Raw genomic sequence first — 13098 nt, 5'->3', positions numbered from 1 at the left:
GAAATGGCTAAACTGACCAAGCGCATGTCCGTGATCCGTGACAAAGTTGATGCGACCAAACAGTACGACATCAACGAAGCTATCGCTCTGCTGAAAGAACTGGCTACTGCTAAGTTCGTTGAAAGCGTTGACGTTGCTGTTAACCTGGGCATCGATGCTCGTAAATCTGATCAGAACGTTCGTGGTGCAACTGTACTGCCACACGGTACTGGCCGTTCCGTTCGCGTAGCTGTATTTACTCAGGGTGCAAACGCAGAAGCTGCTAAAGCTGCTGGCGCTGAACTGGTAGGTATGGAAGATCTGGCTGACCAGATCAAGAAAGGCGAAATGAACTTCGACGTTGTTATCGCATCTCCAGATGCAATGCGCGTTGTTGGCCAGCTGGGCCAGGTTCTGGGTCCACGCGGCCTGATGCCAAACCCGAAAGTGGGTACCGTTACTCCTAACGTTGCTGAAGCGGTTAAGAACGCTAAAGCAGGTCAGGTTCGTTATCGTAACGACAAAAACGGCATCATCCACACCACCATCGGTAAAGTGGACTTCGACGCTGACAAACTGAAAGAAAACCTGGAAGCTCTGCTGGTTGCGCTGAAAAAAGCAAAACCAACTCAGGCGAAAGGCGTGTACATCAAGAAAGTTAGCATCTCCACCACCATGGGTGCAGGTGTTGCAGTTGACCAGGCTGGCCTGAGCGCTGCTGCAAACTAATGCCTTTACGTGGGCGGTGATTTTGTCTACAATCTTACCCCCACGTTTGCTAACGAAAGTTAGCGGCTAAAAGATTTGTTCGTTGGAGCCTGGCCTATCCAGGCCTCCGTCGAAGACCGCAGGTGTTTCGTAAGAGACTTAATCCCCTGCGTAGACGGTGACAGAACGCTAAGATTATTTTTTGAATACTCTGGCTTGTTTCTGCTCACCGTATTTAGACGCTCTTCCCGTTGGGTCGAGTGAAGTGAGTTCCGGAACATGAGTTCCGGCAAACATCCAGGAGCAAAGCTAATGGCTTTAAATCTTCAAGACAAACAAGCGATTGTTGCTGAAGTCAGCGAAGTAGCCAAAGGCGCGCTGTCTGCAGTAGTTGCGGATTCCCGTGGCGTTACTGTAGATAAAATGACTGAACTGCGTAAAGCAGGTCGTGAAGCTGGCGTATACATGCGTGTTGTTCGTAACACCCTGCTGCGTCGCGTAGTTGAAGGTACTCCATTCGAGTGCCTGAAAGACACGTTTGTTGGTCCGACCCTGATTGCATACTCTATGGAACACCCGGGCGCTGCTGCTCGTCTGTTCAAAGAGTTCGCGAAAGCGAATGCAAAATTTGAGGTCAAAGCTGCAGCCTTTGAAGGTGAGTTGATCCCGGCATCGCAAATCGATCGCCTGGCAACCCTGCCGACCTACGAAGAAGCAATTGCACGCCTGATGGCAACCATGAAAGAAGCTTCGGCTGGCAAACTGGTTCGCACTCTGGCTGCTGTTCGCGATGCGAAAGAAGCTGCTTAATCGCAGTTGTCTTTATAAAGCATTTGCTTACGTATAAACTTATTCTGATTTTCAGGAACAATTTAAATGTCTATCACTAAAGATCAAATCATTGAAGCAGTTGCAGCTATGTCCGTAATGGACGTTGTAGAACTGATTTCTGCAATGGAAGAAAAATTCGGTGTTTCTGCTGCTGCCGCTGTAGCTGTGGCTGCTGGCCCAGCTGCTGACGCTGCTGAAGAAAAAACTGAATTCGACGTAATTCTGAAAGCTGCAGGCGCTAACAAAGTTGCTGTTATCAAAGCAGTACGTGGCGCAACTGGCCTGGGTCTGAAAGAAGCTAAAGACCTGGTAGAATCTGCTCCAGCTGCGCTGAAAGAAGGCGTGAGCAAAGACGACGCAGAAGCACTGAAAAAATCTCTGGAAGAAGCTGGCGCTGAAGTTGAAGTTAAATAAGCCAACTTTTCTGGTTGCAGCCTAAGTAATTAGGCTGATGGCTGGTGACTTTTTAGTCACCAGCCTTTTTGCGCTGTAAGGCATCAGTAGCATTTCACACTGTTTGACTGCTGGTTGTCCTGACAATGCTTGTTTCTATCGACGACTTAATATATTGCGACAGGGTGCTCGCTCTGTGTAAATCGCAACGAAATGGTTTAAGCGTGATAGCAACAGGTATTGCGGAAAGTATTCGATTTTCCGGTCCACAAAATGGTGTTGCACAAACTGTCCCTTCGTCGGACAGATGGGTCGACTTGTCAGCGAGCTGAGGAACCCTATGGTTTACTCCTATACCGAGAAAAAACGTATTCGTAAGGATTTTGGTAAACGTCCACAAGTTCTGGACATTCCATATCTCCTTTCTATCCAGCTTGACTCGTTCCAGAAGTTTATCGAGCAAGATCCTGAAGGGCAGTACGGTCTGGAAGCAGCCTTCCGTTCCGTGTTCCCGATTCAGAGCTACAGCGGTAATTCCGAGCTGCAGTACGTCAGCTATCGCCTTGGCGAGCCGGTGTTTGACGTTCAGGAATGTCAGATCCGTGGCGTGACCTATTCCGCACCGCTGCGCGTAAAACTGCGTCTGGTGATCTATGAGCGCGAAGCGCCAGAAGGCACCGTAAAAGACATTAAAGAACAAGAAGTCTACATGGGTGAAATTCCACTCATGACAGACAACGGTACTTTCGTCATCAACGGTACTGAGCGTGTTATCGTTTCCCAGCTGCATCGTAGCCCGGGCGTCTTCTTCGACAGCGATAAAGGTAAAACACACTCTTCCGGTAAAGTACTGTATAACGCGCGCATCATTCCTTACCGTGGTTCATGGCTGGACTTCGAGTTCGATCCAAAAGACAACCTGTTTGTCCGTATCGACCGTCGTCGTAAACTGCCTGCAACCATCATTCTGCGTGCGCTGCAATATACCACTGAGCAGATCCTGGACCTGTTCTTTGAGAAAGTGATCTTTGAAATCCGCGACAACAAGCTGCAGATGGAGCTGGTGCCGGAACGTCTGCGTGGTGAGACCGCGTCGTTCGACATCGAAGCCGACGGCAAAGTGTATGTGGAAAAAGGTCGCCGTATCACCGCGCGCCACATCCGCCAGCTGGAAAAAGATGATATCAAACACATCGAAGTTCCAGTTGAATACATTGCAGGAAAAGTAGCCGCGAAAGATTACGTTGATGAATCAACTGGCGAGCTGATCTGCCCGGCGAACATGGAGCTGAGCCTGGATCTGCTGGCTAAGCTGAGCCAGTCTGGCCACAAACGTATCGAAACGCTGTTCACCAACGATCTGGACCATGGTCCATACATCTCTGAGACTATCCGCGTCGACCCAACGACCGATCGTCTGAGTGCGCTGGTTGAAATCTACCGCATGATGCGTCCTGGTGAGCCACCAACTCGCGAAGCGGCTGAAAGCCTGTTCGAGAACCTGTTCTTCTCCGAAGACCGCTACGATCTGTCCGCGGTTGGACGTATGAAGTTCAACCGTTCTCTGCTGCGTGATGAGATCGAAGGTTCCGGTATCCTGAGCAAAGACGACATCATCGAAGTGATGAAGAAGCTCATCGATATCCGTAACGGTAAAGGCGAAGTGGATGATATCGACCACCTCGGCAACCGTCGTATCCGTTCCGTTGGCGAAATGGCGGAAAACCAGTTCCGCGTTGGCCTGGTACGTGTAGAGCGTGCGGTGAAAGAGCGTCTGTCTCTGGGCGATCTGGATACCCTGATGCCTCAGGATATGATCAACGCCAAGCCGATCTCTGCAGCAGTGAAAGAGTTCTTCGGTTCCAGCCAGCTGTCTCAGTTCATGGACCAGAACAACCCGCTGTCTGAGATCACGCACAAGCGTCGTATCTCTGCACTCGGCCCAGGCGGTCTGACCCGTGAACGCGCAGGCTTCGAAGTTCGAGACGTACACCCGACTCACTATGGTCGCGTATGTCCAATCGAAACGCCTGAAGGTCCAAACATCGGTCTGATCAACTCCCTGTCCGTGTACGCACAGACAAACGAATACGGTTTCCTCGAGACCCCGTATCGTAAAGTGACCGACGGTGTTGTAACCGACGAGATTCATTACCTGTCTGCTATCGAAGAAGGCAACTACGTTATCGCTCAGGCGAACTCCAACCTGGATGACGAAGGCCACTTTGTAGAAGATCTGGTTACCTGCCGTAGCAAAGGCGAATCCAGCTTGTTCAGCCGCGACCAGGTTGACTACATGGACGTATCCACCCAACAGGTGGTATCCGTCGGTGCGTCCCTGATCCCGTTCCTGGAACACGATGACGCCAACCGTGCATTGATGGGTGCAAACATGCAACGTCAGGCCGTTCCGACTCTGCGCGCTGATAAGCCGCTGGTTGGTACCGGTATGGAACGTGCTGTTGCCGTTGACTCCGGTGTTACTGCGGTTGCTAAACGTGGCGGTACTGTTCAGTACGTGGATGCCTCTCGTATCGTTATCAAAGTTAACGAAGACGAGATGTACCCGGGTGAAGCAGGTATCGACATTTATAACCTGACCAAATACACCCGTTCTAACCAGAACACCTGTATCAACCAGATGCCTTGCGTATCTCTGGGTGAGCCAGTTGAGCGCGGCGACGTGCTGGCAGACGGTCCGTCCACCGACCTCGGTGAACTGGCGCTCGGTCAGAACATGCGCGTAGCGTTCATGCCGTGGAACGGTTACAACTTCGAAGACTCCATCCTCGTCTCCGAGCGTGTGGTTCAGGAAGATCGTTTCACCACCATCCACATTCAGGAACTGGCATGTGTGTCCCGTGACACCAAGCTGGGGCCCGAAGAGATCACCGCTGACATCCCTAACGTGGGTGAAGCTGCGCTCTCCAAACTGGATGAATCCGGTATTGTTTACATCGGTGCGGAAGTGACCGGCGGTGACATTCTGGTTGGTAAGGTAACGCCGAAAGGTGAAACCCAGCTGACGCCAGAAGAGAAACTGCTGCGTGCAATCTTCGGTGAGAAAGCGTCTGACGTTAAAGACTCTTCTCTGCGCGTACCAAACGGTGTTTCCGGTACGGTTATCGACGTTCAGGTCTTCACTCGTGATGGCGTTGAAAAAGATAAGCGTGCGCTGGAAATCGAAGAGATGCAGCTCAAACAGGCTAAGAAAGACCTGTCTGAAGAACTGCAGATCCTCGAAGCAGGTCTGTTCAGCCGTATTTATGCGGTGCTGGTTGCCGGTGGCGTTGAAGCTGAGAAGCTCGACAAACTGCCACGCGATCGCTGGCTGGAACTGGGCCTGACCGACGAAGAGAAACAAAATCAGCTGGAACAACTGGCTGAGCAGTATGACGAACTGAAACACGAGTTCGAGAAAAAACTCGAAGCGAAACGCCGTAAAATCACTCAGGGCGACGATCTGGCACCAGGCGTGCTGAAGATTGTTAAGGTATATCTGGCTGTTAAACGTCAGATCCAGCCTGGTGATAAGATGGCAGGTCGTCACGGTAACAAGGGTGTTATCTCTAAGATCAACCCGATCGAAGATATGCCGCACGATGCTAACGGTACGCCGGTAGATATCGTACTGAACCCACTGGGCGTACCGTCTCGTATGAACATCGGTCAGATTCTGGAAACCCACCTGGGTATGGCTGCAAAAGGTATTGGCGACAAGATTAACGCCATGCTGAAACAGCAGCAGGAAGTCGCGAAACTGCGCGAATTCATCCAGCGTGCCTACGATCTGGGTACCGACGTGCGTCAGAAAGTCGACCTGAACACCTTCAGCGATGAAGAAGTGCTGCGTCTGGCAGAGAACCTGCGCAAAGGTATGCCAATTGCAACGCCGGTATTCGACGGTGCAAAAGAAGCTGAAATTAAAGAGCTGCTGCAACTGGGTGGTCTGCCAACGTCTGGTCAGATTACGCTGTTTGACGGCCGTACCGGTGAACAGTTCGAACGTCCGGTAACCGTAGGTTACATGTACATGCTGAAACTGAACCACCTGGTCGACGACAAAATGCACGCTCGTTCTACCGGTTCTTACAGCCTGGTTACTCAGCAGCCGCTGGGTGGTAAGGCACAGTTCGGTGGTCAGCGCTTCGGGGAGATGGAAGTGTGGGCGCTGGAAGCATACGGCGCGGCATACACCCTGCAGGAAATGCTCACCGTTAAGTCTGATGACGTGAACGGTCGTACCAAGATGTATAAAAACATCGTGGACGGCAACCATCAGATGGAACCGGGCATGCCAGAATCCTTCAACGTACTGTTGAAAGAGATTCGTTCGCTGGGTATCAACATCGAACTGGAAGACGAGTAATTCTCGCTCAAACAGGTCACTGGTGCCGGGTTAACCCCCGGCACCAGATTGTGCTAACTCCGACGGGAGCAAATCCGTGAAAGATTTATTAAAGTTTCTGAAAGCGCAGACTAAAACCGAAGAGTTTGATGCGATCAAAATTGCTCTGGCTTCGCCAGACATGATCCGTTCATGGTCGTTCGGTGAAGTTAAAAAGCCGGAAACCATCAACTACCGTACGTTCAAACCTGAGCGTGACGGCCTTTTCTGTGCGCGTATTTTCGGGCCAGTAAAAGATTACGAGTGCCTGTGCGGTAAGTACAAGCGCCTGAAACACCGTGGTGTGATCTGTGAGAAGTGCGGCGTTGAAGTGACCCAGACCAAAGTGCGCCGTGAGCGCATGGGCCACATCGAGCTGGCATCTCCAACCGCTCACATCTGGTTCCTGAAATCTCTGCCGTCCCGTATCGGTCTGCTGCTGGATATGCCGCTGCGCGATATCGAACGTGTTCTGTACTTCGAATCTTATGTGGTTATCGAAGGCGGGATGACGAATCTGGAACGTCACCAGATCCTGACTGAAGAGCAGTATCTGGACGCGCTGGAAGAGTTCGGTGACGAATTCGACGCGAAGATGGGTGCGGAAGCTATTCAGGCCCTGCTGAAGAGCATGGATCTGGAGCAAGAGTGCGAGCAGCTGCGTGAAGAGCTGAACGAAACCAACTCCGAAACCAAGCGTAAAAAGCTGACCAAGCGTATCAAACTGCTGGAAGCGTTCGTTCAGTCTGGTAACAAACCAGAGTGGATGATCCTGACCGTTCTGCCGGTTCTGCCGCCAGATCTGCGTCCACTGGTTCCGCTGGATGGTGGTCGTTTCGCGACTTCTGACCTGAACGATCTGTATCGTCGCGTCATTAACCGTAACAACCGTCTGAAACGTCTGCTGGATCTGGCTGCGCCAGATATCATCGTACGCAACGAAAAACGTATGCTGCAGGAAGCAGTAGATGCCCTGCTGGATAACGGTCGTCGCGGTCGTGCGATCACCGGTTCTAACAAACGTCCTCTGAAATCTTTGGCCGACATGATCAAAGGTAAACAGGGTCGTTTCCGTCAGAACCTGCTCGGTAAGCGTGTTGACTACTCCGGTCGTTCTGTAATCACCGTAGGTCCATACCTGCGTCTGCATCAGTGCGGTCTGCCTAAGAAAATGGCACTGGAGCTGTTCAAACCGTTCATCTACGGCAAGCTGGAGCTGCGTGGCCTGGCCACCACCATCAAAGCCGCTAAGAAAATGGTTGAGCGTGAAGAAGCTGTCGTTTGGGATATCCTGGACGAAGTTATCCGCGAACACCCGGTACTGCTGAACCGTGCACCAACCCTGCACCGTCTGGGTATCCAGGCATTTGAACCAGTACTGATCGAAGGTAAAGCTATCCAGCTGCACCCGCTGGTTTGTGCGGCATATAACGCCGACTTCGATGGTGACCAGATGGCTGTTCACGTACCGCTGACGCTGGAAGCCCAGTTGGAAGCGCGTGCGCTGATGATGTCTACCAACAACATCCTGTCTCCAGCGAACGGTGAACCTATTATCGTTCCTTCTCAGGACGTTGTATTGGGTCTGTACTACATGACCCGTGACTGTGTTAACGCCAAAGGCGAAGGCATGGTGCTGACTGGCCCGAAAGAAGCTGAGCGTATTTATCGCGCTGGCCTGGCCTCTCTGCATGCGCGCGTTAAAGTGCGTATCACCGAATACGAAAAAGATGAAAACGGCGAGTTCGTTGCGAAAACCAGCCTGAAAGACACGACCGTTGGCCGTGCCATTCTGTGGATGATCGTACCGAAGGGGCTGCCTTTCTCCATCGTCAACCAGGCGCTGGGCAAGAAAGCGATCTCCAAAATGCTGAACACCTGTTACCGCATTCTGGGTCTGAAGCCGACCGTAATCTTCGCTGACCAGACAATGTACACCGGCTTTGCTTATGCAGCGCGTTCAGGTGCATCTGTTGGTATTGATGACATGGTCATCCCAGAGAAGAAACACGAGATCATCTCTGAAGCGGAAGCCGAAGTTGCTGAGATCCAGGAGCAGTTCCAGTCTGGTCTGGTAACCGCGGGCGAACGCTATAACAAAGTTATCGATATCTGGGCTGCGGCGAACGATCGTGTATCCAAGGCGATGATGGATAACCTGCAGACCGAAACCGTGATTAACCGTGACGGCGTTGAAGAACAGCAGGTTTCCTTCAACAGCATCTACATGATGGCCGACTCCGGTGCGCGTGGTTCTGCTGCACAGATTCGTCAGCTGGCAGGTATGCGTGGTCTGATGGCGAAGCCAGATGGCTCCATCATCGAAACGCCAATCACCGCGAACTTCCGTGAAGGTCTGAACGTACTCCAGTACTTCATCTCTACTCACGGTGCTCGTAAAGGTCTGGCGGATACCGCACTGAAAACAGCGAACTCCGGTTATCTGACGCGTCGTCTGGTTGACGTTGCGCAGGATCTGGTTGTAACCGAAGACGATTGTGGCACCCTCGAAGGTATCACCATGACCCCGGTTATCGAGGGTGGTGATGTTAAAGAGCCACTGCGCGATCGCGTACTGGGTCGTGTAACCGCGGAAGACATTCTGAAGCCGGGTACTGCAGACATTCTGGTTCCACGCAATACGCTGCTGCACGAACAGTGGTGTGACCTGCTGGAAGCAAACTCTGTTGACTCAGTGAAAGTACGTTCCGTTGTATCCTGTGACACCGACTTTGGTGTATGTGCGCACTGCTATGGTCGTGACCTGGCGCGTGGCCACATCATCAACAAAGGTGAAGCAATCGGTGTTATCGCGGCACAGTCCATCGGTGAGCCGGGTACACAGCTGACGATGCGTACGTTCCACATCGGTGGTGCGGCATCTCGTGCGGCTGCTGAATCCAGCATCCAGGTGAAAAACAAAGGTAGCATCAAGCTCAGCAACGCGAAGTCTGTTGTTAACTCCGCAGGCAAACTGGTTGTGACCTCTCGTAACACCGAGCTGAAACTGATCGACGAATTCGGTCGTACCAAAGAGAGCTATAAAGTACCTTACGGTGCGGTTATGGCGAAAGGTGATGGTGAGCAGGTTGCCGGCGGTGAAACCGTTGCAAACTGGGATCCACACACCATGCCAGTTATCACCGAAGTAAGTGGTTTCATCCGCTTCACTGACATGATCGACGGCCAGACCATTACTCGTCAGACTGACGAGCTGACTGGTCTGTCTTCTCTGGTGGTTCTGGATTCCGCAGAGCGTACTACTGGCGGTAAAGATCTGCGTCCTGCACTGAAAATCGTTGATGCTCAGGGTAACGACGTTCTGATCCCGGGTACCGATATGCCTGCGCAGTACTTCCTGCCAGGTAAAGCGATTGTACAGCTGGAAGATGGCGTACAGATCAGCTCTGGTGACACCCTGGCGCGTATTCCTCAGGAATCCGGCGGTACCAAGGACATCACCGGTGGTCTGCCACGCGTTGCGGACCTGTTCGAAGCACGTCGTCCGAAAGAGCCGGCAATCCTGGCTGAAATCAGCGGTATCATCTCCTTCGGTAAAGAGACCAAAGGTAAACGCCGTCTGGTTATCACTCCAGTAGATGGCAGCGAGCCGTACGAAGAGATGATTCCTAAGTGGCGTCAGCTCAACGTGTTCGAAGGTGAACGTGTAGAACGTGGTGACGTGGTTTCCGACGGTCCAGAAGCGCCGCACGATATCCTGCGTCTGCGTGGTGTGCATGCTGTTACTCGTTACATCGTTAACGAAGTACAGGACGTATACCGTCTGCAGGGCGTTAAGATTAACGATAAACACATCGAAGTTATCGTTCGTCAGATGCTGCGTAAAGCAACCATCGAAAACGCAGGTAGCTCTGAGTTCCTGGAAGGCGAGCAGGTTGAATACTCTCGCGTTAAGATCGCTAACCGCGATCTGGAAGCGAACGGCAAAATCGGTGCGACCTTCGCACGCGATCTGCTGGGTATCACCAAAGCGTCTCTGGCAACCGAGTCCTTCATCTCTGCAGCATCGTTCCAGGAAACTACTCGTGTCCTGACCGAAGCGGCTGTTGCAGGTAAACGTGATGAACTGCGCGGTCTGAAAGAGAACGTTATCGTGGGTCGTCTGATCCCGGCTGGTACCGGCTATGCGTACCATCAGGATCGTATGCGTCGTCGTGCTGCGGGTGAACTGCCAGCTGCACCGCAGGTCACTGCTGAAGATGCATCCGCGAGCCTGGCAGAACTGCTGAACGCAGGTCTGGGTGGTTCCGATAACGAGTAATTGTTGATTCAGCTAATAAAAAACCCGCTTCGGCGGGTTTTTTTATATCTTTTTTTCAGTTAATCAGCGGTAGCCGACGGTACAGCTCTATCATATCGCCCGCCAGGTCCTGAATGACCATCGCGTTCATCAGGTGATCCTGAGAATGGACGGTGATCAGGTTAACCGGCAGCTTCCCGGTACCTTCATCAAGACCAATAAGCTGCGTCTGAATCGTGTGCGCATGCTTCACATATTCGCGCGACTCTTCCATCGCCTTTTCGGCTTCGGCAAAGTCACCTTTACGTGCCATCTGCAACGCCGTAAGGGCAGCACTGCGTGCCGCACCTGCGTTGACCAGCAGTTCCATGATTGTGGTTTCTAAGTCTTCCATTATGACTCCAGCAGTTTGAGCGCTTTTTCCAGTACAGCATCGCCTTTCATCATGCCGTAATCCATCATGTCGATCACCGCGACCTTTTTACCCAGTGGGTCGGCCTGTGCCTGTAGTTTAGCCTGCTCGTATTTAACCTGTGGCCCCAGTAATACGATGTCGGCCGTCGCGATGTTGTCTTTAAACTCCGCAACCGGAACGGCTTTAATGGTGACTTCAACCCCTTTTTTCTGTGCGGCATCTTTCATACGTTGAACCAGCATGCTGGTTGACATTCCCGCTGCACAGCATAAAACGATGTTCTTCATAATCAGCCTCGATCTACATGTGTTTATTGATAATTATCCCGTGCAGAACGCTTCAACAACCGCTTTACCGTGATTGTGTGTGAGGCATCACAAAGAAACCGACGATTTTCTGAAACCGGTTACAATTTTGCATTGGTGAGCAGCTTACCCGCCGAAACGGGCAGGCTGAAAGATGAGGATTAGCTGATGGACGTGCGGATAATGCGATTTTTTCCCTGCTGCTTCGCGCTGTAAAGTGCGTTATCAACACTACCCACAAATTGTTCCAGCGGTTCGTGGTGCCATTCTCCCAAGCCACCACTGAACGTTACCCGCAGGTTTTCTTCTCGCCAGGCGCGTTTTTCAACGGCGGTACGCCACGCCTCAAGTAATGAAAGTGCAGAAGCAATCTGCTCAGCCTGGAAGACTACCGCGAACTCTTCCCCTCCGTAACGGTAAACCGAGACGTGATGTGGCTGCATTATCTGGAGCCCTTCGCGGGCCACGTTGCGCAGGACGATGTCACCGGTTAAGTGGCCCAGCGTATCGTTAATCGACTTGAAGTTATCAATATCCACCAGCGCCATTGCAAAAGGCTGGTGTGCTTCCAGAAGCTCCGCCACATCGCTATCGAACGCGCGACGGTTTTTGCAGCCCGTCAGCGAATCGTGCGTTGCCTGGCGGACATACGCCATCTCACGCTCTTTATTGGACTGGATAGTGTGGCTCAGCATCGCTTCCAGACGCGGCGCTTCGCTGACGTCGCCGGTTTTGATGGCATTGATAATGTGCATCAGCACGGTACGCGATGCATGGCGCAGGTATAAACCAAAGAGGATGATGATGATGGCCGCCAGGGCAAACCCCCAGCCAACAATCGTCGTTTCGTGGCGAGTAATATCAGTGAGCGTCGCACCCGATACCCGGTAAATAACAAACCAGTCCGGGTTGGTAAACGAATAATAGTAATACCAGGCGTTGCTTTTCTTGTCGTAAAGATGCCCTTCGCCGCTGGTCATTTTGTCCATCAGCGCTTCGCTCACGTACTGCTTGAAGAGTGCACCGGTATCCGGGTGCAGCACCACAGCGCCGTCGCGTTCGACGATGAAGAACTCCCCCTGAACGGGTGCTACCATCTGGCGCAGAGTATAGCCCATTGACGTGAGATCGAGATGAAAAGCGAGCGTTCCCTTCAGCCTGCCTTCTGGTGAAATCACGGGCTTATAAAGAGTGACCGTGGGGTGACCCGTAAAGTAATCCATATAAGGGCGGGTATAGTGGCTGAAGATGCTGGCTTCCGCCTGGGCGACAAACCACGGTCGCGTCCGGGGATCGAAGGTTTTACTCGTCTCCGTGGGGAGCACTTCCGGTGCGCGGAGATAATGCCCCTGCGTGTCTGCCAGTGAAATGGATGAGACGGTCGGCATCAGGTTCTGCAAATGCATCATCATCTGCAGCCCCTGCGTCGGGTTAACGTTTAGCGTCTCGTTTAGCCTGTCGTCGCGCGCGAAGTACATTGCGGAGCGGCCAAGGATATAGTCATTTTCACGCAGGATGGATTCGGTGTAATTCACCGCCAGGTTATGCGTGAAATTGCTATTAATCTTGTGATAATCCTCAAGAAAATCCTTTCGTTGCGAAAGCGTCACCGCGACCGCGATCAGCACAAAACTGCACAGGATCCCCGCGAAGCTGAGCATAATTGGCCGGGTGAAAGAGAGTTTTTTGCTGTGAAGTGCCATGAGTTGTACATCGATCCTGATGGTGAATGCTTTTTGTCTGCCGATATCCTCTCAGCATAGTCGCTGTCCTGCGATTGGCTGTGAATTATACGATGTACGGTTTCAGACGAGATGAT

At 52.1% G+C, this 13098-nt stretch carries 8 protein-coding genes; 5 read left to right on the top strand and 3 right to left on the bottom strand.

Translation table 11 applies throughout. The annotated features are described in order from the left end of the window. The first annotated feature begins 3 nt into the window (after positions 1–3). From rplA to rpoC, 5 genes are all read left to right on the top strand, one after another. Entirely contained in the window at positions 4–708 is a 705-nt protein-coding gene (gene rplA / locus AC0XWG_RS05865) for a 50S ribosomal protein L1 (RefSeq protein ID WP_013095000.1), read from the top strand. Positions 709–999: 291 nt separating this feature from the next. Continuing rightward, positions 1000–1497, top strand: a complete 498-nt coding sequence (gene rplJ, locus AC0XWG_RS05860; RefSeq protein ID WP_004097644.1) for a 50S ribosomal protein L10 — start codon at positions 1000–1002, stop codon at positions 1495–1497. 66 nt (positions 1498–1563) lie between these two features. Further along, entirely contained in the window at positions 1564–1932 is a 369-nt protein-coding gene (gene rplL / locus AC0XWG_RS05855) for a 50S ribosomal protein L7/L12 (RefSeq protein WP_014882064.1), read from the top strand. A gap of 319 nt (positions 1933–2251) precedes the next feature. Continuing rightward, positions 2252–6280, top strand: coding sequence for a DNA-directed RNA polymerase subunit beta (rpoB, locus tag AC0XWG_RS05850; RefSeq protein ID WP_014882065.1), 4029 nt, complete (start codon positions 2252–2254; stop codon positions 6278–6280). Positions 6281–6356: 76 nt separating this feature from the next. Beyond that, positions 6357–10580, top strand: a complete 4224-nt coding sequence (rpoC, locus tag AC0XWG_RS05845) for a DNA-directed RNA polymerase subunit beta' (RefSeq protein WP_028018476.1) — start codon at positions 6357–6359, stop codon at positions 10578–10580. A 55-nt stretch (positions 10581–10635) separates the two neighbouring features. Here the strand turns inward: rpoC and AC0XWG_RS05840 are convergent, their stop codons facing one another. From AC0XWG_RS05840 to AC0XWG_RS05830, 3 genes are all read right to left on the bottom strand, one after another. Continuing rightward, positions 10636–10953: a PTS lactose/cellobiose transporter subunit IIA gene (locus AC0XWG_RS05840; RefSeq protein ID WP_028018475.1), complete on the bottom strand. Its 318-nt coding sequence runs from the start codon at positions 10951–10953 to the stop codon at positions 10636–10638. After that, positions 10953–11261, bottom strand: coding sequence for a PTS sugar transporter subunit IIB (locus AC0XWG_RS05835; protein ID WP_010425948.1), 309 nt, complete (start codon positions 11259–11261; stop codon positions 10953–10955). Before AC0XWG_RS05835 ends, AC0XWG_RS05840 begins: the two co-directional genes overlap by 1 nt. Before the next feature lie 179 nt (positions 11262–11440). Then, positions 11441–12982, bottom strand: coding sequence for a sensor domain-containing diguanylate cyclase (locus AC0XWG_RS05830; RefSeq protein ID WP_128348909.1), 1542 nt, complete (start codon positions 12980–12982; stop codon positions 11441–11443). Positions 12983–13098 lie beyond the last annotated feature (116 nt).

This window comes from Enterobacter sp. DVT3837 (assembly GCF_056238685.1).
This window is presented reverse-complemented; position numbering and strand designations above follow the sequence as displayed.

Excerpts from the sequence above, each read along its gene's own strand:
- rplA (WP_013095000.1), top strand. The coding sequence starts at position 4 with ATGGCTAAACTGACCAAGCGCATGTCCGTGATCCGTGACAAAGTTGAT.
- rplJ (WP_004097644.1), top strand. The coding sequence starts at position 1,000 with ATGGCTTTAAATCTTCAAGACAAACAAGCGATTGTTGCTGAAGTCAGC.
- rplL (WP_014882064.1), top strand. The coding sequence starts at position 1,564 with ATGTCTATCACTAAAGATCAAATCATTGAAGCAGTTGCAGCTATGTCC.
- rpoB (WP_014882065.1), top strand. The coding sequence starts at position 2,252 with ATGGTTTACTCCTATACCGAGAAAAAACGTATTCGTAAGGATTTTGGT.
- AC0XWG_RS05840 (WP_028018475.1), bottom strand. The coding sequence starts at position 10,953 with ATGGAAGACTTAGAAACCACAATCATGGAACTGCTGGTCAACGCAGGT.
- AC0XWG_RS05835 (WP_010425948.1), bottom strand. The coding sequence starts at position 11,261 with ATGAAGAACATCGTTTTATGCTGTGCAGCGGGAATGTCAACCAGCATG.
- AC0XWG_RS05830 (WP_128348909.1), bottom strand. The coding sequence starts at position 12,982 with ATGGCACTTCACAGCAAAAAACTCTCTTTCACCCGGCCAATTATGCTC.